The 23,009-nt window shown below is 67.5% G+C and carries 19 protein-coding genes and 1 tRNA gene; 10 read left to right on the forward strand and 10 right to left on the reverse strand.

Annotation, left to right across the window (positions count from 1 at the left end; all coding sequences use genetic code 11):
• Positions 1-11: 11 nt before the first annotated feature.
• Together EEB18_RS10865 and EEB18_RS10870 are read left to right on the forward strand one after the other, a co-directional pair.
• Positions 12-1,214 carry an acyl-CoA dehydrogenase gene (locus tag EEB18_RS10865; protein WP_187139249.1) on the forward strand — a complete coding sequence of 401 codons (1,203 nt, stop codon included), beginning with the start codon at positions 12-14 and terminating at the stop codon, positions 1,212-1,214.
• Positions 1,207-2,328, forward strand: coding sequence for a CaiB/BaiF CoA transferase family protein (locus EEB18_RS10870; protein WP_187139248.1), 1,122 nt, complete (start codon positions 1,207-1,209; stop codon positions 2,326-2,328). The genes EEB18_RS10865 and EEB18_RS10870 overlap by 8 nt, the downstream gene beginning before the upstream one ends.
• Positions 2,329-2,384: 56 nt before the next feature.
• On the opposite strand, the gene EEB18_RS10875 is transcribed toward EEB18_RS10870, so the two are convergent.
• The gene (locus tag EEB18_RS10875; RefSeq protein ID WP_187139247.1) at positions 2,385-4,748 is read right to left on the reverse strand and encodes a TonB-dependent receptor; all 2,364 of its coding nucleotides are present in this window, start codon (positions 4,746-4,748) and stop codon (positions 2,385-2,387) included.
• Between the two features lie 217 nt (positions 4,749-4,965).
• On the opposite strand from EEB18_RS10875, the gene EEB18_RS10880 reads away from it, so the two are divergent.
• Positions 4,966-5,607 carry a TetR/AcrR family transcriptional regulator gene (locus EEB18_RS10880; protein WP_187139246.1) on the forward strand — a complete coding sequence of 214 codons (642 nt, stop codon included), beginning with the start codon at positions 4,966-4,968 and terminating at the stop codon, positions 5,605-5,607.
• A 104-nt stretch (positions 5,608-5,711) separates the two neighbouring features.
• Here EEB18_RS10880 and metW read toward each other — a convergent pair whose 3' ends face one another.
• Together metW and EEB18_RS10890 are read right to left on the reverse strand one after the other, a co-directional pair.
• Positions 5,712-6,299, reverse strand: a complete 588-nt coding sequence (gene metW, locus EEB18_RS10885; RefSeq protein WP_187139245.1) for a methionine biosynthesis protein MetW — start codon at positions 6,297-6,299, stop codon at positions 5,712-5,714.
• A complete protein-coding gene (locus tag EEB18_RS10890) occupies positions 6,299-7,420 on the reverse strand; it encodes a homoserine O-acetyltransferase MetX (RefSeq protein ID WP_187139244.1) in 1,122 nt (373 codons plus the stop codon). The genes metW and EEB18_RS10890 overlap by 1 nt, the downstream gene beginning before the upstream one ends.
• Before the next feature lie 79 nt (positions 7,421-7,499).
• Between EEB18_RS10890 and hisC the strand changes: the two genes are divergently transcribed.
• Both hisC and EEB18_RS10900 read left to right on the forward strand, forming a co-directional pair.
• Entirely contained in the window at positions 7,500-8,615 is a 1,116-nt protein-coding gene (gene hisC / locus EEB18_RS10895) for a histidinol-phosphate transaminase (protein ID WP_187139243.1), read from the forward strand.
• Between the two features lie 5 nt (positions 8,616-8,620).
• Positions 8,621-9,529 (forward strand): prephenate/arogenate dehydrogenase family protein, encoded by a 909-nt coding sequence (locus tag EEB18_RS10900; protein WP_187139242.1) that lies wholly within the window; start codon positions 8,621-8,623, stop codon positions 9,527-9,529.
• Positions 9,530-9,556: 27 nt separating this feature from the next.
• Here the strand turns inward: EEB18_RS10900 and EEB18_RS10905 are convergent, their stop codons facing one another.
• Genes EEB18_RS10905 through ftsE form a run of 4 tightly spaced genes read right to left on the reverse strand, consistent with a single transcriptional unit; the run spans position 9,557 to position 12,468 of the window.
• Positions 9,557-10,288, reverse strand: coding sequence for a lysophospholipid acyltransferase family protein (locus EEB18_RS10905; RefSeq protein WP_187139241.1), 732 nt, complete (start codon positions 10,286-10,288; stop codon positions 9,557-9,559).
• Positions 10,289-10,299: 11 nt separating this feature from the next.
• Positions 10,300-10,830, reverse strand: a complete 531-nt coding sequence (locus EEB18_RS10910) for a YdcF family protein (protein ID WP_187139240.1) — start codon at positions 10,828-10,830, stop codon at positions 10,300-10,302.
• Positions 10,827-11,732, reverse strand: coding sequence for a cell division protein FtsX (locus EEB18_RS10915; protein WP_187139239.1), 906 nt, complete (start codon positions 11,730-11,732; stop codon positions 10,827-10,829). Before EEB18_RS10915 ends, EEB18_RS10910 begins: the two co-directional genes overlap by 4 nt.
• A gap of 4 nt (positions 11,733-11,736) precedes the next feature.
• Positions 11,737-12,468 (reverse strand): cell division ATP-binding protein FtsE, encoded by a 732-nt coding sequence (gene ftsE / locus EEB18_RS10920; protein ID WP_056342035.1) that lies wholly within the window; start codon positions 12,466-12,468, stop codon positions 11,737-11,739.
• A 169-nt stretch (positions 12,469-12,637) separates the two neighbouring features.
• Between ftsE and EEB18_RS10925 the strand changes: the two genes are divergently transcribed.
• Entirely contained in the window at positions 12,638-13,426 is a 789-nt protein-coding gene (locus tag EEB18_RS10925) for a zinc-ribbon domain-containing protein (protein WP_187139238.1), read from the forward strand.
• Positions 13,427-13,556: 130 nt separating this feature from the next.
• Here EEB18_RS10925 and EEB18_RS10930 read toward each other — a convergent pair whose 3' ends face one another.
• The gene (locus tag EEB18_RS10930; protein WP_410468133.1) at positions 13,557-14,594 is read right to left on the reverse strand and encodes a YeiH family protein; all 1,038 of its coding nucleotides are present in this window, start codon (positions 14,592-14,594) and stop codon (positions 13,557-13,559) included.
• Positions 14,595-14,724: 130 nt separating this feature from the next.
• On the opposite strand from EEB18_RS10930, the gene EEB18_RS10935 reads away from it, so the two are divergent.
• From EEB18_RS10935 to EEB18_RS10950, 4 genes are all read left to right on the forward strand, one after another.
• A tRNA-Arg gene (locus tag EEB18_RS10935) sits at positions 14,725-14,801 on the forward strand.
• Positions 14,802-14,993: 192 nt separating this feature from the next.
• Entirely contained in the window at positions 14,994-17,102 is a 2,109-nt protein-coding gene (locus EEB18_RS22550) for a glycoside hydrolase family 5 protein (RefSeq protein ID WP_262408209.1), read from the forward strand.
• Complete coding sequence (locus tag EEB18_RS10945; RefSeq protein ID WP_187139236.1) at positions 17,099-17,995, forward strand: aldose 1-epimerase; 897 nt, start codon at positions 17,099-17,101, stop codon at positions 17,993-17,995. The genes EEB18_RS22550 and EEB18_RS10945 overlap by 4 nt, the downstream gene beginning before the upstream one ends.
• A complete protein-coding gene (locus EEB18_RS10950) occupies positions 17,992-19,491 on the forward strand; it encodes a tryptophan halogenase family protein (RefSeq protein WP_187139235.1) in 1,500 nt (499 codons plus the stop codon). The genes EEB18_RS10945 and EEB18_RS10950 overlap by 4 nt, the downstream gene beginning before the upstream one ends.
• On the opposite strand, the gene EEB18_RS10955 is transcribed toward EEB18_RS10950, so the two are convergent.
• Positions 19,488-20,507, reverse strand: coding sequence for a cupin-like domain-containing protein (locus tag EEB18_RS10955; protein WP_187139234.1), 1,020 nt, complete (start codon positions 20,505-20,507; stop codon positions 19,488-19,490). The genes EEB18_RS10950 and EEB18_RS10955 overlap by 4 nt on opposite strands.
• The gene (locus EEB18_RS10960) at positions 20,504-23,002 is read right to left on the reverse strand and encodes a glycoside hydrolase family 3 protein (RefSeq protein WP_262408210.1); all 2,499 of its coding nucleotides are present in this window, start codon (positions 23,000-23,002) and stop codon (positions 20,504-20,506) included. The genes EEB18_RS10955 and EEB18_RS10960 overlap by 4 nt, the downstream gene beginning before the upstream one ends.
• Positions 23,003-23,009: the final 7 nt, after the last annotated feature.

A 23,009-nucleotide genomic window follows, 5' to 3' on the forward strand; every position in this document is an offset into this window, starting at 1 on the left:
AGCCCCGTTCCATGGCCCTCGCCGATCCGCAGCGCGTCGTCGCGCTCGACCCGCTCGATCCCCTGCTGCTCGACGCGCAGCTCAGCGACGAGGAGCGCATGGTGCGCGACACCGCGCGCGCCTATGCCGAGGGCGAGTTGCTGCCGCGTGTGACCTCGGCCTTCCTCGACGAACGCTTCGACCGCGAGATCATGTCTGAAATGGGCGCGCTCGGCCTGCTCGGCGCGACGATCGACCCCGAATATGGCGGCGCGGGCCTCAGCTATGTCAGCTACGGGCTGATCGCGCGCGAGGTCGAGCGCATCGATTCGGGGTACCGGTCGGCCTGCTCGGTGCAGAGCAGCCTCGTGATCCACCCGATCAACGCCTATGGCAGCGAGGAGCAGAAGCGCAAATATCTGCCCGGGCTGACCTCGGGCGAGCTTGTCGGTTGCTTCGGGCTGACCGAGCCCGATGCGGGCAGCGACCCCGGCGGCATGCGCACCCGCGCCGAAAAGATCGCGGGCGGCTACCGCCTCAAGGGCGCGAAGATGTGGATCACCAATTCGCCGATCGCCGACGTCTTCGTGGTCTGGGCAAAGTCCGACGCGCACGACGGGGCGATTCGCGGTTTCGTGCTCGAAAAGGGCATGAAAGGCCTGTCGGCGCCGAAGATCGAGGGCAAGGTGAGCCTGCGCGCCTCGGTCACCGGCGAGATCGTGATGGATAGCGTCGAGGTCGGCGAGGATGCGCTGCTGCCGCATGTGTCAGGCCTCAAAGGCCCGTTCGGCTGCCTCAACCGTGCGCGCTACGGCATCGGCTGGGGCGCGATGGGCGCGGCCGAATTCTGCTATGAAGCGGCGCGCAATTACACAGGCGAACGCAAGCAGTTCGGTCGCCCGCTCGCGGCGAACCAGATCGTGCAGTTGAAGCTCGCCAATATGCTCACCGAAATCGCGCTCGGCACGCAGACGGCGCTGCGCGTCGGCCGGCTGATCGACGAGGGGCATGTCGCCCCTGACATGATCAGCCTGCTCAAGCGCAACAATTGCGGCAAGGCGCTCGATATCGCGCGCGTCGCCCGCGATATGCACGGCGGCAACGGCATTTCGGCCGACTATCATGTCATCCGCCACGCGGTGAACCTCGAGACGGTTAACACCTATGAGGGCACGCACGACGTTCATGCGCTGATCCTGGGGCGCGCGATCACCGGCATTTCGGCCTTTGCCTAAGCCGCTGGAGGGCATCCGCGTCGTCGAACTGGCGCGGGTGCTCGCGGGGCCGTGGTGCGGGCAATTGCTCGCCGATCTGGGCGCCGAGGTGATCAAGGTCGAGCGCCCGGGCGCCGGCGACGACACGCGGCTATGGGGACCGCCGTTCATCGCCGGCGCCGCAGGCGAGAATCTCGGCGCCGCCTATTACCACAGCACCAACCGCGGCAAGTCGGGGGTGGCGATCGACATCGCGACCGGCGAAGGGCAGGCGGAGGTGCGCGCGCTGATCGCGGGCGCCGACGTCGTGATCGAAAATTATAAGCTCGGCGGGCTCGCCAAATATGGGCTCGATCCCGCGACGCTCCGGGCCGATTTCCCCGAGTTGATCGTCTGCTCGATCACCGGTTTCGGCCAGACCGGACCCTATGCGCACCGCGCGGGCTATGATTTCATCATCCAGGCGATGGGCGGCGCGATGTCGCTGACCGGCGAGCCCGACGGCCCGCCGCAAAAGGCGGGGATCGCCTATGCCGACATCTTCACCGGCATGTATTCGACGGTGGCTATCCTCGCCGCCCTGCGACGCCGTGACGTCACAGGGGCGGGCGCGCATATCGACATGGCGCTGCTCGATTGCCAGGTCGGGGTGCTCGCCAATCAGGCAGCCAATTATCTCGCGAGCGGGGTGTCGCCGAAGCGCATGGGCAATGGCCATGCCAATGTCGTGCCCTATCAGGCCTTTGCCACCGCCGACGGCCAGCTGGTGATCGCGGTCGGCAACGACGGGCAGTTCAGAAAGCTGTGCGCGGTGCTCGGCGAACCGGGCTGGGCCGACGATGCGCGCTTCGCGACCAATGCGGCGCGACTGGCGAACCGGGCGGCGCTGATCCCGCTGCTCGCGGCGAAGATCGCCGGCTGGGAGGCGCAGCCGCTGTCGCTCGCGCTTGAGGCCGAGGATGTGCCCGCAGGGCCGATCAACGACCTGGCGGGGGTGTTCGCCGACCCGCAGGTGCAGGCGCGCGGCCTGCGTTTCCGTCCCGAGGGCGCGTTCGTCGATGGCGTCGCGAGCCCGATCGTGATCGACGGCGAACGCATGGTCGCGCCGGGCGGCGCGCCGGTGCTCGCCCGATAAAAAAAGGGGCGCCGTCGCCGGCGCCCCTTTCCCCCTTTTTCGCTTGAAACCGCCGGTCAGAATTTGACCGTGCCGGTGACGAACACCTGCCGCGGGTTGCCGTAGAAGGCGGTGACGACGCCCTCCTGGCCCAGGCTGGGTGTCACATTGCCGGCTGCTGTCAGGATCGGCACGCCCGTCGTCGGGTTGACGGCGACGAACTGATAACCAGAGGTCTTATATTGTTTGTCCAGGATGTTCTTGGCGTGGAGACCGATCGAAAAGCCGTCGTCGCTCGACGACCAGACCAGATTCGCATCCCACAGGGCATAGCCTTTCTGGTCGAGGAAGGGGCTGGGGGTTTCGAACTGGGTGGTCTTGCTGCGGTAGGACAGCGTGGTCGACGCATTGATCGAGCCGGAAAAGCCCGGGAACTGCCCCGACAGCGTGCCCGACGCCGTCCATTCGGGCGTGTTCTGGATGCGCCGGAAATCGGCGACATCGACGCCGAGATTGTTGATGAACTTCAGATATTTGCCGTCGATATAGCCGAGCGTCCCTGCCAGATTGATCGCCGATCCGTCGCCCGCGAAATCGCGGGCCAGGGTGGCGGAGCTTTCGACTTCCACGCCCTGCAGGCGAGCCTTCGAGGCGTTGGTGGTGATGCCGGCAAAGGTTTCGAACACGCCGTCGCCATTATTGTCGACGCCGACCGATCCGGGAATCTGGACGTCCTTGTAATCGGCCCGGAAGGCGGTGACGGCCAGGCGCAGGCGGCGATCGAACAGTGAACCCTTATACCCCAGTTCATAGCTGTCGACGGTTTCGGGATCGAAGGTCAGGAAATCGAAGATCTCCTGATAGCTGCGCACCCCGTCGCGATTGGTGTCGGGTGCGCCCGTGGAGTTGCCGCGCGGGTCGAAGCCGCCGCCCTTGAAGCCGCTCGAATAGGACGCGTAGATCATGTGGTCGTCGGTGGGTTTGAACGAGACCGAGGCGCGCGGGGTAAATTTGGTGAACTTGCGCGATCCCTTGAAATCGGAATCGGTGACCAGCGCCACCGGCGCGACGCCGCCGAGCTGCGGATCGGGTCCAAAGATACGGCGCTGTTTCAGGATGCGCGCGTTGCGCACGTCCGATGTGTAACGCCCGCCCAGCGAGACCGAAAGCTGATCGGTGACGTCATAGGTGAAATCGCCGAACACCGACCAGGTGGCGGTCTTGACCGTGCCGCCGGTGTAGGACGAGAATTGCGGGAGGCTGAGCAGGTTGCCCGTGGTGTAGAGCAGCACGTCGAAATTGGTGATCGCCTTGGCGTCGAGATAGTAGAAGCCGACGAGGCCGTTCAGCCTGTCGCTCTCATAGAGCAGCTGGAATTCCTGGCTGAGCTGTTCGTTCTTGTAGAAACCGGGGACGTCGACGTCGACGGCGGGCAGCGCGTCGAAATCGATCGGACCGAAGGTGGTGTCCTTGCGCCATGCGCTGATGCTGCGCAGCGTGACCGTGTCCGACAGATTGGCCGAAACATTCATCGCGAGGCCGTAAGCCTCGATATCCTGCTTGGGCGTGATGAGGCCGCCGCGCGTGTCATAGACATCGTCGAGCACCGGCGTGCCCGTCTGAAGGCTGCGGATCAGGCGATGGCCGCCGCGCGGATCGGACTTGTCCTTGGCGTAGTCGCCCGAAATGCGGATCAGGACCGGTTCGCCATAGCCGCCGAATTCGACGGTGCCCCGCCCGGCCCAGACATCCTTGTTATAGTTGTCGAGCCCGGTCGTCAGATTCTTGCCGAACCCGCCGCGCGACAACCGCGCAACCGACCCGCCGACACGGAGCAGGTCGCCAACCGGCGCGCTGACGGTAATCACGCCCTCGGCCTGATCATAGGTGCCATAGGCCGCGCGCAGCTTCAGCGAAAAATCCTGTGGCAGCGTTTTGGTGACATATTTGACCGCGCCGCCGATGGTGTTGCGGCCATAGAGCGTGCCCTGCGGGCCACGCAAAATCTCGATCCGCTCGACGTCATAGATGTCGAGCACCGCGGCCTGCGGGCGGTTGAGATAGACGTCGTCGAGATAGATGCCGACGCCGGCCTCGAATCCGCCGACCGGATCCTGCTGCCCGACGCCGCGAATGAAGGCGGTCAGCGTCGAATTGGTCGCGCGCGAATTTTCCAGCGTGACGTTGGGCGTCGTGTCGGAAATCGCGGTGATATCGGACGCACCCGACTGTTCCAGCGCCGCGCCCGAATAGGCGGTGACCGCGATCGGCACATCGAGCAGCGATTCTTCGCGGCGGCGCGCGGTGACGACGATGTCGCCGTCGCCTGTGTCGGCGCTCGCGCCTTCCTCCTGCGCGAAGGCGGCGGGGGTGAAGGCGAGCAGCGACAGCGCGCTCGTGGCAAGGCAGGCGGCGCGCAAGGCGCGGGCGGTGTGGCGCATGAAGTCTCTCCCAGTCGCGGCGGCCAATCGCCGCCTTTCGATTTTCTTGGGCCTGGTCTTGCCAAGCCGCGCCTCACCCAATAATGAAACATGAACCAAGTTTCAACTTGGAAAATATATCGGCTGTCTTTTGACGGCGGGTGATGCGAAAAAGCCACGCTGCCGTGCCGTTCGAGCGACGGAACGGACGGCGTGGGGGAGGACGGGAAGGCAGATGATGGACCAGCCGCGAGGTTCCGCGCCCGGCAAGGGTGGCGAGGCGGGCAATCCCGACAAGACCCCGCGTACCGAGCGCGGGCGGCGGACGCTGCGCAAACTGCTTGACGCCGCGGCGATCGAGTTCGGCGAGCGGGGATTCCACGAGGCGTCGATCAGCGGCATCACGCGTCGCGCCGGCACCGCGCTCGGCAGTTTTTACACCTATTTCGATTCGAAGGATGAAATCTTCCAGGCGCTCGTCCGCTATATGAGCGAGCAGTTGCGCGACTATGTGACCCCGATCGTCCAGGCCGCGCCCGACGGCATCGCCGCCGAACGCATCGGGCTTGAATCCTTCCTGCGCTTCGTGCGCGACCACAAGGAAATCTATCGCATCATCGACGAGGCCGAATTCGTCGATTACGCCAGCTATCGCCGCCATTATGAAACCACCGTCGCACGCGTCCGCCAGCGGCTCGAGGCCGGCGCGGCGCGCGGCGAGATTCGCGCCGACGTCGGCGAAATCCACGCCTGGGCGATCGGCGGCATGAATGTCTTTCTCGGCATGCGATACGGGCTGTGGGATGAGGGCGTCGATATCGAGGAAATCGCGCGCGTCGCCAACGACCTGCTGGCGAACGGGCTGGCGAAGAAGGATTGATATCGTCGCCCCCGCGAAGGCGGGGGCCGTTGGAGGTTCATTCCTGCGTGACAGTGCAAGGCCGATAGCGGCTCCCGCCTTCGCGGGGGCGACGGTCAGAAAGATCAGGCCCGCCCGATCAGAAAAATCGCATGCTCGGCGCGCCAACTCGCGGCGGCGTCGCTCGTCGGCTTGTCGCCCGACAGATACCAGGCGGCCTCGACGCCGATGCCCTTGGCGCCGATCAGGTCGCGGAAATCGCTGACCGTGACATGGTGGATGTTCGGCGTCTCGTACCAGGCGACCGGCAGCAGCCGCGTCACCGGCATCCGCCCGCCCCACAAAAGTGCGAGCCGCACCCGCCAATGCGCAAAATTGGGGAAGCTGACGAACGCGCGCGGGGCGATGCGCAGCAGTTCGTCGATGACGAGGTCGGGGCGTTCGGTCGTCTGCAGCGTCTGCGACAATATCGCATAGTCGAACGCGTTGTCGGGATAGTCGGCGAGGTCGCGGTTGGCGTCGCCCTGCACCACCGACTGGCCGCGCGCGATCGCAGCGGTGACGTTCGCCGGGTCGATCTCGAGCCCGCGGGCGTCGACACCCTTGGCGCGCAGCGCTTCCATCAGCTCGCCGTCGCCGCAGCCGACGTCGAGCACCCGTGCCGATGACGGCACGGCGTCGGCGATGATCGCGAGGTCGGGACGCAAGGCCATCAGTATCCGCTTCCCAAAGCGCCCGCGACGAGCCGGTCGAGCGCGGGCACGTCGAGCAGGAAGCTGTCATGCCCATAGGGCGCCGACAGCTCGACGAAGCTCGCGGCGGCGCCGACGCTTTGCAGCGCCTGGACGATGCGGCGCGATTCGGCGGTCGGATAGAGCCAGTCGGTATCGAAGCTGACGAGGGTGAAGCGCACATCCTTCGCCTTGGCAAAGGCGCCCGCGAGGCGGCCGTCGTGCGGATCGGCGAGGTCGAAATAATCCATCGCGCGGGTGATATAGAGATAGGCGTTGGCGTCGAAGCGATCGGTGAAGGCGAGCCCCTGATGCCGGAGATAGGATTCGATCTGGAAATCGGCGTCGAAGCCGAAGCTCTTGATGTCGCGCGCCTGCAGCCGGCGGCCGAATTTTTCGGTCAGCCCTTCTTCGGACAAATAGGTGATGTGTGCCGCCATGCGCGCGACCGCGAGGCCTTTCGTGGGCATGCAGAATTTGTCGTAATAATTGCCGTCCTGCCAGTCGGGATCGGCCATGATCGCCTGCCGCCCGACCTCGTGGAACGCGATATTCTGCGCCGAATGGCGCGCCGCGCTGGCGATCACCAGCGCGCGTTCGAGCCGTTCGGGATAGTGGGCCGCCCAAGCGAGCGTCTGCATGCCGCCCATCGAGCCGCCGACCACCGCATGGAGCCGGTCGATCCCGAGATGATCGAGCAGCATCGCCTGCGCGCGCACCATGTCGCCGATGGTGATCACCGGGAAGGCCATGCCGAGCGGCGCGCCGGTCACCGGATCGGGGGTCGCGGGGCCGCTTGACCCCATGCAACTGCCGAGCACATTGGCGCAGATGACATGAAAGCGGTCGGTGTCGATCGGCTTGCCGGGGCCGACCATGCGCGCCCACCAGCCGGGCTTGCCCGTCGCGGGATGGTCGCTCGCGACATATTGGTCGCCGGTCAGCGCGTGACACAGCAGGATCGCGTTCGATTTGTCGGCGTTCAGCGCGCCATAGCTTTGCCAGGCGATCGTCACCGACGGCAGCGACTGGCCGCTGTCGAGCGGCAGCGGGGTCGGGATCGTCACGCTCTGGTGCGATATCTGGTGGAGCGCGCTCGCCATGATGCGCGCGGAGCTAAGCGGGTGTGCGGGGGCTGTCAACGTGCTGGACTCGCGACGCTCAGACGTTAAACGCCGCGGCATGACCGACACGACCCCGACCCTCACCCCCAAGCCGTGGATCAGCGGCATCGCCCCCTATGTGCCCGGCAAGTCGGCCGGCGCCGACGGTCGCCCGCTGATCAAGCTCAGCGCGAACGAAAATCCGCTCGGTACCGGCGCCAAGGCGCGCGAAGCCTTCGCCGCCGCGCAGACCGATGCCGATGCGCTGTCCCGCTATCCCGATCCGGGGTCGATGGTGTTGCGCGAGACGATCGCGGCGAAGTTCGGGCTCGATCCGGCGCGGATCATCTGCGGCAACGGGTCGGACGAATTGCTCCACCTCGCGGCGGGCACCTATGCCGGGGTGGGCGACGAGATCCTCTATGTGCGTTATGGTTTCGCGGTCTACGAGATCGCCGCGCGGCGCGTCGGGGCAATGCCGGTAGAGGCCGACGACCGCGACTATGCGACCGATGTCGATGCTTTGCTCGCGGCGGTGACCGACAAGACGCGCGTCGTCTATCTCGCCAACCCGAACAATCCCACGGGTACGCTCGCGACGCGCGAAGAGGTCGCACGGCTCTATGCAGGGCTGCCGAAAGATGTGCTGTTCGTGATCGACCAGGCCTATAGCGAATATCTGTCGGCCGAAGAGGACGATGGCGGGCTCGAGCTGGCGAAGACGCAGCCCAATGTGTTCGTGACGCGTACCTTTTCGAAGATTCACGGGCTGGCGGCCGAGCGGATCGGCTGGGGCTATGCTGCTGCCGACGTGATTTCGGCGCTGCACCGCATTCGCCTCCCGTTCAACGTCACGCGTGCGGGACAGGCGGCGGCGGTCGCGGCGCTCGGCGACGAGGAATTCGTGCGCCATAGCCGCGAGCATAATGCCGAATGGCGCGCCTGGCTGGCGGGCGAGATCGAAAGCCTCGGCAACCATGGCCTGCGTGTCGTGCCGTCGGCGTGCAACTTCCTGCTGGTGCTGTTCGAAGGCGATGTCAGCGCCGAGACGGTCTACAACCGGCTGATGGACGCGGGTTATATCGTCCGCTGGCTGCCGGGGCAGGGACTGCCGGGGGCGCTGCGCATGACGATCGGTACCGAAGACGAGACGCGCGGGCTCGCGGCGGCGATCCGCGCCGCGGTCGAAGGCTGACGCGCATGGCGCGCAGCGTCGAGCGGGTCGCGATCGTCGGACTGGGGCTGATCGGCTCGTCGATCGCGCGCGCGATCAAGGACCGGCTGCCGGGCGTGATGGTGACCGGCCATGACGCCAGCGCCGATGTGTGCGACCATGCACGGACGCTTGGCCTGTGCGACCATATCGCAGATACCGCCGACGCGGCGGTTGCCGGCGCCGACCTGGTCATTCTGGCGGTGCCGGTGGGGCGGATGGCCGACGCGGCAGCCGCGATCGCGCCGGGGCTGAAGGCTGAGGCGATCATCTCCGACGTCGGATCGTCGAAGACGAGCGTTGCCGAGGCGTTGGCGAAGGTGCTGCCCGATCATGCCGTCATTCCGGCGCATCCGGTCGCGGGAACCGAGAACAGCGGCCCGGCGGCGGGTTTCGCGAGCCTGTTCGACGGACGCTGGTGCATCGTCACTCCCGGCGCCGACGCCCCCGCCGATGCGGTGGCTGCGCTCACGACTTTCTGGGAGGCGCTCGGCGCCAGAGTCGATGTCATGGACGCCGCGCACCATGATCTGGTGCTCGCGGTGACCAGTCATCTGCCCCACTTGATCGCCTATACGATCGTCGGCACCGCGAGCGAGCTCGAAGAGGTTACCGAGAGCGAGGTGATCAAATATTCGGCGGGCGGTTTCCGCGATTTCACCCGCATCGCGGCGAGCGACCCGGTGATGTGGCGCGACGTCTTCCTCGCCAACAAGGATGCGGTGCTCGCGACCTTGCAGCGCTTCAACGAGGATCTGACCGTGCTGCAACAGGCGATCCGCCGCGGCGACGGCGCGAAGCTCGAGGAGTGGTTCACGCGGACGCGCGCGATACGGCGGTCGATTATCGAACAGGGCCAGGATGATGCGGCGCCAGACTTTGGGCGGCGGCACTAAGCCAAGCGCTCAGCCTCCGAACGGCAATCAGGGGGCTTTGTAGCCTGCCAACAACGCTTCCGGCGGGTTCAACGCGTTGATCGCGCGCCAGACGCGCTCCTCGGCTTCCTCGCGCGGCAGGCCGGCGGGAATGGTCTCGCCGATCTTGTAGGTGATCGTGCCCGGCCATTTGACCCAGCGGCGCGGCGGATAGACGAGGCCGCTGTTCACCGCGACGGGGATGACGTCGATACCGAGCAGGCGGTACATGCCGGCGAAACCGGGGCGCAGCGGCGGTGCTTCGCCGTGCGGGACGCGTGTTCCCTCGGCGAACAGCACCAGCGGGCGTTCCGCGGCGAGCGCAGCCTTGGCCGCACCGAGCATCGCGCGCATCGCCTTGCCGCCGCCGTCGCGGTCGACGGGAATCAGGCCGTAAAACTGCGCCGCCTTGCCCCAGACGGGGATGTTGAACAGCTGTTCCTTGGCGAAGACCGCGGGGTGCTTGAACAGCCCAGGTTGTTCGATCGTTTCGAACGCGCCCTCATGCTTGAAGACGTAGAGGACGGGGATGTCGGGCATTGCGCCCTCGACGACGATGCGGTGGCCGAGGACGAAGCGGCAGAAGAGGCGGTGCCCCTTCGCCCAGACGCGCACGAACCAGATCGTCGCCTTGTGCGAGATCGGCAGCGAGATGACCGCGCCGATCGAGCTGAAGCTGCTGATCAGGAAGAACAGCATCCAGAAAAGGATCGAGCGGAAGAGGGCGACGGTGTAGCGCATCGGCGCCGCTCTTAAAGGCCCAGGAGCCCGCCCGCCAGCCCGGCGAGATATTTATGATATTCGCGGAACAGGGTCGCGAAGCTCGGCTGGCTGCGCACCGCGTCGGGGACGATCGTCACCTTGCCGCCGACCGCGCGGCCGAGTTCATATTCGGCGCGGCGCATATGCCAGTCGGTGGTGATCAACCGCACGCTCTTGTAGTTGCGCCGCGCAACCCAGGTCGCGACCTCGGTGGCGTTCGAGCGCGTATCCTCGGCCTCGAAGCCCAGCGCGATGCAGCAATCGAACAGTGCCTGCGGCCGTTTATACTCGGCGGCAAGCTCGCGCGGCTTCACCTCGCGCGCGACGCCGCTGATCAGCAGGCGCTTGGCGTCCCCGGCTTCGAGCCGTTCGAGCGCGCGGTCGATGCGCCCCGGGCCGCCGGTCAGCACGACGATCGCGTCGGTCTTCTGGTCGCCGGCGGGCAGCGGCGGCAGCAGTGCGAACCAAGCAAAGCCGAGCACCCAGGCCAGGAACAGGAGGGAAATGAGGCGCTTGATCATAAAATCTTCTTGAGCGCGGAGAGCAGGGTCAACCGCGCGGTCAGGGCTGCGAGCGCGATAGCCAATAGCGGCAGCGCCAGCAAGAGCGCCCAGCCCATCGGCCCCAGCGAGGCGGTTGCCGCCAGCCCCGATGTCACCCCTGACCATTGCCAGCCGATCAGCAGCATGATCGCCGCGGCGACGACGGTGCCGAGCGCGATGCCGTAGGCGGTGTCGATCGCGATGCGGCGCTGGAACAGGCGGGTGATCTGGCGGTCGGTGGCGCCGATCAGGTGGAGCATCTCGATCGTCGCATAATGGGTGCCAAGCGCGGCGCGAGCGGTCATGATCACCACCGCGCCGCTGGCGAGGGTCATGAGCAGCACCATGCCAGCCGCGATCCAGGCGAGGCTGCGGATCAACCGCGCGACGGGGCCGAGCCATTCGGCGTGCGGGATGATGCGAGCACCGGGGGCGGCGCGCGCGACGAGCGCGCGGAGCTGCGCGAGCTGGCCCGCGCGCTCGCCGCCGACGAAGTCGATATCGACCAGCGCGGGCAGGGGGAGCGAGCGCAGCACCGGGTCGTCTCCGCTGGCGCTGCCGAGCCACTGGCTTAGTGTCGCGAGCAATTCGTCCTGCCCGACGTTACGCGCGGTGCGGACATAGGGTGCGGCAAGCGCCTGTCGGCGCAGTTCGGCGGCCTGCTCGGCGCGGGTGACGGGGTTGGCAGTAACGATCTGCACGGTTACCCGCCCCGCGATCGCGTCCCCGATGTTGTTCGCGGCGCGCGCCAGCCCGACCCCCGCACCCGCCGCGAGCAGGGTGAGCATCATCAGGATCGCGATCACCCACGGCGTCGGCCCCGACAGGCGGCGGTCGGGCAGCAGGCGGCGGTGCTGGACGGGAACGCGCGGAATGATCAAGACGTCACACCTTGTTCGCTGGCGGATAGCGCAGCGCCCCGGTCGGGTCGGCGAGCCGCCCCTTTTCCAGCCGCATCATCTGGGCATTGTCGATGCGGCTGATCAGGTGGATGTCGTGGGTCGCGACGACGACGGTGGTGCCGAGCCGGTTGAGCGCCTCGAACAATCCGAGCAGGCGCATCGCCATTTCAGGGTCGACGTTGCCCGTTGGTTCATCGGCGACGAGTAGTTGCGGGCGCGCGATCACCGCGCGCGCGATCGCGACGCGCTGCTGCTCGCCGCCCGACAGCGTCGCCGGGCGCGCATGGGCACGGTCGTCGAGTCCGATCCAGCTCAGCATTTCGCCGACCGGACCCGACAGATCCTCTTCGCTGACCCCGGCGATGCGCAGCGGCAGCGCGATATTGTCGCGGGCGCTCAAATGCGGGATCAGCCGGAAGTCCTGGAACACCACCCCGATGCGGCGGCGAAAACCGGGCAGGCGCTGGCGCGGCATCGACACCAGATCCTCGCCGAACAGCCGCACCAGGCCACGGCTCGGGCGCTGCGCCAGATAGAGCATCTTCAAAAGCGACGTCTTGCCCGCACCCGACGGGCCGGTGAGGAAATAGAAGCTGCCGGGTTGCAGGTTGAAGCTGATGTCGGCGAGAACCTCGGCGTCGGGGCCGTAGCGCAGCCCGACGCGGTCGAATTCGACCATCGCGCCGCCGGGGCGCGGGCCGGCGCTGTCCGTCATGGCGTCACCCCGGGGCGGCGCGCGCCCCGATCCGCGCTAGGCAAAGGTGCAGCGTCGGCGTCCATGATGCCGCCTGTTACATGGCTTTCCCACAGTGACAAGCGCCGAGTAGACCGCCCGGAATGACGCGGCGCTTGCAACCCGCGAATCGGCGTGTTTAGAGGGATTCATGATCCTCGCCTGCCCGTCCTGTCACACCCGCTATGTCGTTCCCGATACGGCGATCGGCGCCAACGGCCGCACCGTGCGCTGCGCCAATTGCCGTCATAGCTGGTTCCAGGAACCCGCGGCGCCGGGCGAGATGCTGTTGACCGACGCGGCGGTTGCGGCACCCGATGCGCCCGCCGCACCGGCGGTGCCCGAGGCCCCCGTCGCGGCGGCGCCGCCGCCCGCCTCGCCGCCGCCGACACCCGCGATCGCGCGCGCGCCGGCCGAAACCCCGCCGTCCGCCGCGTTCGCCGCGCCCCCGGTCGAGCAGAAGGTTACGGTCACCGACGCCGAGGCGCCGCTGCCTTTCCGCCGCCCGCGCCGCAACCCGGCGAAGCGCTGGACGCTGATCGCCGCGGGCGCCGCCGCGCTGATGGTCGCCGCGACCGCGGGCCTTTATTATTTCGGGCTGCCGAGCTGGGCGCAGGGGCTGGGCATTCCCGGCCTCGCCGACGAACCCGACCTCGTCATCGAATTGCCGCCGAACCAGGATCATCGCGAACTGGCCGACGGGACGATCTATTTCGCCGCGTCGGGGGTGATCATCAATCCGACCGACCGCGAACAGCGCGTGCCGCCGATCCTCGCCGAGCTGCGCGATGCGCAGGGCACGATCGTCTATAGCTGGACGATCAAGCCGCCGGTGCGGATGCTGCCCCCGAACGAGAAGGTCAATTTCAGCGAGGCCAAGCTCGACATCCCGCGCCGCGCATCGCAGCTGACGGTCAGCTGGGCGCTGCCGAAGAACTGACAAACGTCGTCATTAAGAGCGTAGCGAAGCAATCCATGGCGGTTGCCGCCTGCTCTGGATTGCCGCGTCGCCGTCGGCTCCTCGCAATGACGAAGGTTATATCTCAGTATCTTACGTTGGCGTCACGCCGTCACAGCAACAGTGCGCCCCCCAACGACAGCAGGAAACTTGTCACCGTCGCGACGATGATCGGCGCGAAGCTGCGCCAGCCCTGGTCGAGCAGCAAATGCAGCCGCGCCTTCATCGCGGTCGCGACGATCGCGAGCAACAGCAGCGCCTGCGCCGCGGTCGCCGCCCCGTCGGTGAACGGCTTGGGAATCGCGACGAGCGAATTGATCGCGGCGATGGCGAGAAAGCCGAGGATGAACCAGGGCAGGCGTAGCGGGATGCGCGTCTTGCCCGCCGCATCGTCCTTGCTGTGCGCCAGCCACAGCCCGACGAGCATCAGCATCGGTGCGAGCAGCGCGACGCGGGTCAGTTTGACGATCGTCGCGACCTCGCCGGCGGGCGCCGAGAAGGAAAATCCGCCGCCGATCGCCTGCGCGACGTCATGGATCGACGCGCCGATCAGGAATCCCGCCTGCGCGTCGGTCAGCCCGAGTTGCGCCGCGAGCACCGGATAGAGCGTCATCGCGAGCGCGCTGGCGACCGTGATGCCGACGAGGGTCAAAGTGAAGCGCGCCTGGTCGACGCGCTTGTCGCCGATCAGCGAATAAAGCGCGAGCGCCGCCGAGGCGCCGCAGATCGCGGTCGCGCCGCCCGCGAGAAGCGCGGCGTGGCGGTCCTGCCGGAACAGTCGCGCGCTGGCGACGGTGATGACGATCACCGCGATCATGATCGCGACCAGCAGCGCGAAGGGCAGCGGCCCGAGATCGACGAGCTGCGCGGCGGTGATGCGGGCGCCGACAAGGACGATTCCGATGCGAAGCGCGGTCTGCGACATCAGGTCGAGTCCGGCGTGGGTGCGCTTGTCCTGCGACAGGAAAGAGAGTGCCAGCCCGATCAGCAGCCCCATCAGCACCAGCGGTACGGCATAATGGTCGGCGAGCCAGGCGGCGGCGAGGGCGGCGATCGCGGTGACGAGGACGCCGTGCATATAGTCGCGCGCGCTGTGCCGCGCGGGCGGATGCGCCTCGAGCTGCATTTCGCCATAGAGGTCGGCGGCCATCGGCCAATTATGCTCGGATGCTTTCACCTGCGCTCCCCTGCGCCATCTCGGGTTCGCTTCGCACATCCGCGGCGCAGCGTCGATAGGCCATTGCTGGCGTGCCGCTCCCTTGCTAGAGGCCGCCGTCTGCGCACCCGTAGCTCAGCTGGATAGAGCGCTGCCCTCCGAAGGCAGAGGCCAGGGGTTCGAATCCCTTCGGGTGCGCCATTTCTCCCCATCGCAAAAATCGCGCACGCGATTTCCTTCCCGCGCCAGCGGAATATCGGCGGCCGCGGTGCGGCGCGCCCCTAACGATGCCGCGATCGGATCGTGGCAGTATCGCTTTGACCTCGCGTGCTGGTAGCGCTACCAAATATGTGCGAACTGCGAACGATATGACAGTCGAAGGGAGAAACGGGGATGAAGAAGGCGATGGTCCTGATCGCGGCGATGACGTGCCTGTCGTTGCCCGCCGCCGGTCTGGCGGCGCCGCGCGGCCTGCCGGTCGGCCAGTGCATCAACATGGGCAACAGCCTCGAGCCGCCGACCGAAACGGGATGGGGCGGGCATGCGATCGCCGATGCGGATTTCGCCAATATCGCCGGGGCGGGTTTCAAGACGATCCGCCTGCCGGTGCGGTGGGACAGCCATGCCGCGAAGAATGCCCCCTATACGATCGAACCCGCCTTCCTCGCGCGCGTGAAGCATGTCGTCGGCGCGGCGCAGGCGGCGGGGCTGAACGTCATCCTCGACAGCCATAATTTCGAATCGATGCACAGCGACCCGATCGGCAGCGCCCCCCGCTTCGCCGGCATCTGGAAACAGATCGGGGTCGCCTTTGCCGGGCAGCCGACCGCGACGCTGTGGTTCGAACTCGAGAATGAACCGCACGACAAATTCACCAACGCCAACCTGCTCGAAGCCTTGTCGCCGGCGCTCGCCGCGGTGCGCGCGACCAATCCCGACCGGCCGGTGATCATCGGCGGCGAATATTGGAGCGGGATCGATTCCCTCGCGACGCTCACGCTGCCCGACGATCCGAATGTCTATCCGACTTTTCACTATTATGAGCCGTTCCAGTTCACCCATCAGGGCGCCGAATGGGTCGATCCGTCGCCGCCGCTCGGTCGCGCCTATGGCATCGGCGACGATGCCGAACGGCTGGTGCGCGATGTCCAGAAGATTCGCGATTACACCGCGCGCACCGGCCTGCTGCCCTTCATGGGTGAGACGGGCGCGCATACGACGGTGCCGCTCGACCAACGGGTGCAATATCATGCCGCGGTGACCAAGGCCTTCGCCCCGCTCGGCGTCGGCATGTGCATGTGGGCCTATACCAACACCTTTCCCTTCTATGACAGCGACAAGAAGGCGTGGCTGCCCGGACTGCGCGGCGCGGTCGGGCTTCCCGATGCGACCACCGCGCCGGCATCCGCCGCCGCGTCGCCGGCCCCTGTCGCGGCCGGCGAGCGGCAACCTACAGCCGAACTGCAGGCGCTCGACGACAGCCTGCCGGGCACTCTGATCAACGACCCGTCGGCGCTCGACTGGTCGACCTTCGGCACGATCATGAAATCGAAGATCGTCAAATCGGCGGATATTCCCGGCGGCGGCGCGGCGATGCAATTCACGCTGCAGTCGCTGGGCGTCGCGGCCTATGACGCCGGCGCCAATGTCCCGATTCGCACCGCGCTGCGCGGCAAGGGCGATTATGTCGCGGCCTTCTGGGCGCGCACGGTCAAGTCCGACGCGCCCGACGGCAAGGGGCGGATCGGCGTCCGCTTTCAGCAGAATGTCGCGCCCTATGCGGGGTTCGGCGACACCGTCCTGACCGTCGGGTCCGAATGGCGGCTCTACGAAATCGCCGCGACGGCCGATCGCGATGTGCCCAGGGGGCAGGCGGTGCTCGGACTCCAGTTGGCGGGTGCGCGGCAGACGGTCGAGATCGGCCAGGTGATCGTCGTCGAGGGCGCCAAATCGATCCGTCAGGCCGCGGCGCCGGCGGTGCCCGCCGCCGACCCCGAACTGCCGCCGCAACTGGTGGGCAAGGGCGACCTGCTCAACGATCCGGCGAACCGCGACTGGCTGCTCTATGGCAAGAAACAGGTGGCGAAGGCGACGACGACCAACGTCTATGGCCGCGTCGGGACCTTGCTGACGGTCAGCGCGGCGGGGACCAACGCCTATGACGCGGGCGCCGCCGTCCCGCTGCGCGATGGGATCGCGGTTGGCGACCGGCTGCGCATCGCGATCCTCGCGCGCACCGTGTCGGCATCGACCCCCGACGGACAGGGCAAGCTGACGATCCGGGTGCAGCAGAATGGCGCGCCCTATGACGGTTTTGCCGACAATATATTGGTCGTCGGGCCGAACTGGCGGCTCTACCAGATCGGGACCACCGCATCGCTGGCGCTCGCCGCGGGCAAGGGACAGCTCGCGCTGCACACCGCCGGAGCGGCGCAGGCGATCGAGATCGGCCCCGTCTATGTCTTGCGCGAAGGGACGCCTTCGGCTGGAATGGGGGAATGAGGCCAGCGCCGCCGTTCGACACATTGCGATTGACGGCGGGCGCGGCGGAACTGGTGCTGGCCCCCGCCGCCGGCGGCGCCATCCTGTCGTGGCGGGTCGATGGCCAGCCGATGCTCCACGGCGCGCGAGCGGCGGCGGCCCCGGGCTGGAACCCGCTCGACATGGCGAGTTTCCCGCTCGTGCCCTTCTCGAACCGCATCGGCAGCGGCGCCTTTCTGTGGGATGGTGTCCGTCACCAACTGCCGCCAAGCGCCTTGCCCGACCGCCATGCGATCCACGGCGTCGGTTGGCGGCGGGCGTGGCGGGTGATCGAAAGCGCCGCCGACCGCGCGCTGCTGCGTCACGAACATGAAGCCAGTGCCGACTGGCCATGGGCCTATGCCGCCGAGCAGCGGTTTCGGCTGACCGCGTTCGGGCTGGAGATCGCGATGACCGCGACCAATGCCGCCGATCGCCCGGTGCCGCTGGCGTTCGGCCTGCACCCCTATTTCGACGCGGCGGGGGCGCATCTGCGATTTGCCGCGTCGCCGATCTGGCGGTCGGGCATCGACGGCCTGCCCGTGCGGTCCGAGCCGCCCGGCGCGGACCGCGATTTTCGCGAGGGCCTGGCGGTGGCGGCGACCGACCTCGACAATGGTTATGACGGCTGGGGCGGGCGCGCCGCGATATGGTGGGCCGATCGCCCCTATGCGCTGCGCATCACCTCCGACCTGCCGTGCGCCGTCGTCTACACCCCGGCGTCGGCGGACTTCTTCTGCTTCGAGCCGGTGCCGCACAGCAACAATGCGCTGAACCTTGCGGGCGAAGGCCGCGCGATGCCGGTCGTGACGCCCGGCGAGGCCTTTTCCGCCGATGTCCGCTTCGAAGTCCTGCCCCGCGAGGCCGTCCAATGACCGATCCCATCCGCACCATCGTCATCGTCGGCGGCGGCACCGCCGGCTGGATGGCCGCCGCCGCCGCGGCGCGCTTTCTGAACGACGGCCAGCGACGCATCCTGCTCGTCGAATCCGATGCGATCGGCACCGTCGGGGTCGGCGAGGCGACGATCCCGCCGATCCGCGATTTCAACAACATGCTCGGCATCGACGAGGCCGAGTTCCTCCGCGAAACCGGCGCGACCTTCAAGCTGGGGATCGAGTTCGTCGACTGGGGCGCGCTTGGCGAGCGCTATCTCCACCCGTTCGGCGATCCGGGGCATAATTTCGAAGGCATCGCCTTTCACCAATATTGGCTGAAGCACCGCCACGATCCGCGCATCGGGGCCTTTACCGACTATTTCATCACCGCCGCCGCGGTGCGCCATCGCGGCTGTGCGCCGCAAAGCGGCGACCCGCGCTCGCCGCTCCACCAGATGGCGGCGGCCTATCATTTCGACGCCGCGCTTTACGCGTCCTATCTTCGCCGCCGCGCCGAGGCGCAGGGGGTCGAGCGCATCGAGGGGCGGATCACGGGCGTCGCGCGCGATGGCGGGAGCGGTCATGTCGCGGCGTTGCGCCTCGCCGACGGGCGCGATGTCGCGGGCGATTTCTTCATCGACTGCTCGGGTTTCGTCAGCCTGCTTCTGGGCAAGGAAATGGGGGTCGCCTATCGCGACTGGTCGCGCTGGCTGCCCTGCGACCGCGCGTTCGCGGTGCCGTCGGCGCGGACCGATCCGCTGATCCCCGCGACGCGCGCCACCGCGCATGGTTTCGGATGGCAATGGCGCATCCCGCTCCAGCACCGCACCGGCAACGGCATCGTCTGGTCGAGCGCCCATGCCGGCGACGACGAAGCGCGCGACACGCTGCTCGCCAATCTGGACAGCGAAGAACTCGCCGAACCGCGCCAGCTGCGCTTCACCGCCGGGGTGCGCGAGCGTTTGTGGGAGGGCAATGTCGTCGCGCTGGGACTCGCCGGCGGCTTCATCGAACCGCTCGAATCGACGAGCATCCATCTGATCCAGACCGGGATCAACAAGCTGTTCTGGCTGTTCCCCGACAGGAGCTTCAGCGCGGTCGAGCGCGACGAATATAACCGGCTGATGATCGATCAATATGAATATGTCCGCGACTTCATCATATTGCATTACAAGGCGACCGCGCGCACCGACACGTCCTTCTGGCGCGACATGGCGGCGATGGAGATCCCCGACAGCCTGGCACAGAAGATCGAACTGTTCCGCACCAAGGGCCGCATCCGCCGTTTCGACCACGACCTGTTCGGCGTCGCCAACTGGGCGGCGGTGATGCTGGGGCAGAATATTGTACCCGACGGCTATGACCCGCTGGTCGATGCGACCGACGACGACCGGATCATCGCCGCGATGGAGCGGATCGCGTCGGTGTTCGATCAGCAGGCCCGCGCGATGCCGCCGCACGCCGACTATATCGCGCGGCTGGTCGCGCGTTAACGCGGCCCCATCAGCCCGCGCAGCACGAAGTTGCGGATCGTCTCGTCGCGTTCGGGCGATGCCGCGCCCTGCACGCCGCGCGCATGCGGCGGCAGATGATCGGCGGCCGCCGCGCCGTCGTCGCCGAAGATATAATGGTCGAACCAGGTCCGCCACGCCGCGCGCTCGGCGGCGGGCAGGTCGCGGATCGCGAGCAGCGCATGGGCAAAGGCGAGCAGCGGCGAACTCCCCGCGCGCGCGTCGAGCCAGTAATTGACCATCAGGTTGAGCGGCCCCGTGGCGCGGATATTGTGCCACCACAGCGACGGGATGAAGATCGCATCGCCGGGGCCGAGGGTCGCGACCTGGGCCGCCTCCATCGCGCCGGCGAAGCGCGGGTAACGCGCGAGGTCGGGGTCGTCGACCGCGACCATGCTCACCGGCTGCCCCGCCGGGGTCTTGTTGAGCGGGCCGAGGTAGAGGTTCGCCACCTGCTCGGGCGGGAAGAGGACGAAGCGGCGGACACCCGACACGACAACGGCGACATTGTCCGACTGGTCGAAATGGGTCGCGATATGGCTGTCGTTGCCGATCCACATCCGCGGCGTCGCCCCCGGGGTGTCGAGGGGAAGGCGGTGGTCGGCAAGGAAGCCCGGCATGAAATCGGCCGCCGCGACCGACCCGGCGTAGAAGCTCGGCGGGGCGGGCTGCTCGCTCGCCCACAGCAGCCGGTCGAGCAGCGGCCCCACGCGCGCCTGTTCGGTGCGGAAATTGAATCCCGCCATATCGTCGCGATAGAAATAATGGCCGGCCATGCCCGGTGGCGCGGTGAAGACGTTCATCGCCGCGCCCTCGCCATAGCCTTTGAGCAATTGCGCCATCGCATCGGGTCCGGCGCGGCCCGCAGCGACAGCGGGCCAGTGGGCGGCCAGCCCGCGCAGCACCAGCGGGCGCGCCGCCGCCTCGGCCAGCGCCGCCGCGGCATCGGGCGCTTCGACCGCGGCGACCGGCGCGGCGCTGGCCAGCCAATCGCTCATGGGCAGGGGATCATGACATCCGCGGTCGACGCCAGCCGGACGTCGGCGAGGCTGAAGCGCGCCGCGCCCTCGGTGGTCAGCCGGAAGGGAGTCTCGACCCTGGTCATGTCGGCGCCTTTAGCAGCAAAGCATTTGAGCGGCACGCCATAGCTGCGCCATTCGCCGAGCGGCGCGGTCGCCAGCGCGGCGAAGGGAATCGCGGTCCGGTTGAAGACCAGCATCGCCGGTTCGGCCGGGGGCTGGTCGACGCGCATCGTCGCGACCAGCAGCAAGTCGCCATTGCTTTCGCGTGTCAGTTCAACGGGCGCGTGGCTCGACACTTCGACCGTCGCGGGGCCGCCCGCGATCGCGAACTGCCGCGCGCCTTCCTGGACGATATGGTCGGTCGCGGTGACGGTGACCCGGCCGCCGAGCGCCTTGGCCGGGACGCTGCTGATCCGTGTCGTGTCGCCCGCGCCGTCCATCACGCGCAGCGACCAGGACGCGGCGGGGACGCCGCGCGCGAACCAGTTGGTGCCGCTGTCGCTGTCCGTGACCCCGGGGTCTTCGGACAATCGGGTCCATGCCCTGTCGTCCGCCAGCCCCAGTCCATAGCCGAAGGGGAAAAGCACCGGTCCGTCGGCGCGCGCGGTGGCGGGCCAGGCGGTGGGCAATTTGCCGGTAAAGTCGAAGCGCGCTTTGCCGTCCTTGCCCGCGATCAGCAGATCGGCGACGCCCGCGCCTTCGGAGCCCGGAAGCCACGCCGCGACAAAGGCGTCCGCCGTGTTGAGTTCGGGGTTCATGAACAGCGGGCGCCCGCTGATCATCACCGCGATGACCGGTACGCCCTGCGCCTTCAGTTTCTGCATCGTCGCGAACGGCGCGCGCAGGTCGGGGCGGAGCTGGAGCGTTTTCAGGTCGCCCTGGAATTCGGCATAGGGGGTCTCGCCGAACACGACGATCGCCGCGTCGGGCTTTTTCCGGTAGGCGCCGTCGGGGGCCAGCTCGGCGCTGCCGCCTGCGGCCGTCACCGCATCGTCGATCCCTTTCCAGATCGATGTCGCGCCGGGGAAGTTGGCGTTGGTGACGTCGGTGCCCTGCCAGCTGATCGTCCAGCCGCCCGACTGGCGCCCGATATCGTCGGCGGCGTCCCCCGCGACCAGCACGTGGCTGCCCGGCTTGATCGGCAAAACGCCGCCCTGATCCTTCAGCAGCACCAGCGACTTGCGCACCGCCTCGCGCGCGATCGCGCGGTGGTCGGGCGCACCGAGCAAATCCCATTGCCCGGCATAGCGCCGGCTCGACGGCTTGCCGGCCTCGAACAGCCCAAGCCGCATCTTGACGCGCAGGATGCGCGCGACCGCATCGTCGAGCCGCGCCATCGGCACCGTGCCGTCCTTCGCCTGCGCGACGAGCGAGGTCCACATCGCCTTCCAGCTGTCGGGCGCCATCACCATGTCGAGCCCGGCGTTGATCACCTGCGGACACGACGCGTTGGTGCATCCGGCGACCTGGCCATGCGCGTTCCAGTCGCTGACCAGAAAGCCGTCGAAGCCCATATGATCTTTCAGCAGGTCGGTGAGCAGCGACTTGTTGCCGGTGTTCTTGACCCCGTTCCAGCCCGAGAAGCTGACCATGATCGTCGCGACGCCCTCGCTGAGGGCGGGCACATAGGGGGCGCCGTGAATATCGCGGAGCTGCTCTTCGCTGATCCGCGCATCGCCCTGGTCGCGCCCGTCGACGGTGCCGCCGTCGGCAAGAAAATGCTTGGTCGAGGCGATGACATAAGGGCCCTTGAGCAGGTCCTTGCCATTGGCGGGACCCTGCAGCCCGCGCACCATCCGCCCGACATAGTCGCTGACCAACGCCGGGTCCGAAGAATAGCCTTCATAGGCGCGGCCCCAGCGGTAATCCTGCGGCACGGTGACGGTCGGGGCGAAGGTCCATTCCATGCCCGTGGTGCGGATTTCGAGCGCGGTCGCGCGCGCGATGCGCTCGATCAGATCGGGATCGCGCGCCGCGCCCAGCCCGACATTGTGCGGGAACAGCGTCGCGCCGATGATATTGCTGTGGCCGTGCACCGCGTCGGTGCCCCAGATGATCGGGATCGCGACCCCGCCGCCGCTGCTGTCCACCGACGCCGCGTAGAAGGCGTCGGCCAGCGCCAGCCATTTTCCGGGCGCGGCGAAATCGTCGCCCCCGGGGCCGCTGCTGCCGCCGTTGAGGATCGATCCCAGATGATAGGTTTTGGCGTCGGCGGGGGTGGCGCTGCCGATATCGGCCTGGACGATCTGCCCGACCTTTTCCTCGACCGTCATGCGCGCGATGAGCGCGGCGATGCGCGCCTCGGTCGCGGCATCGCGCGGCAAAGGCCATGTCGGCGCCGGCCATTTTTCGGGGTGCGCGGTTGCCTCGGGCGGGACCGGGGCGAGCAGCAGCGGCGCTTCCCGAGCGCCGCTCTGGACCGCGCAGGCCGATAGCATCAGGGAAAGCAGCCAGATATGCTTGCGCATCATGATCCTC

The sequence above is a fragment of the Sphingopyxis sp. OPL5 genome (assembly GCF_003797775.2).
In the GTDB taxonomy this organism is placed as follows: domain Bacteria; phylum Pseudomonadota; class Alphaproteobacteria; order Sphingomonadales; family Sphingomonadaceae; genus Sphingopyxis.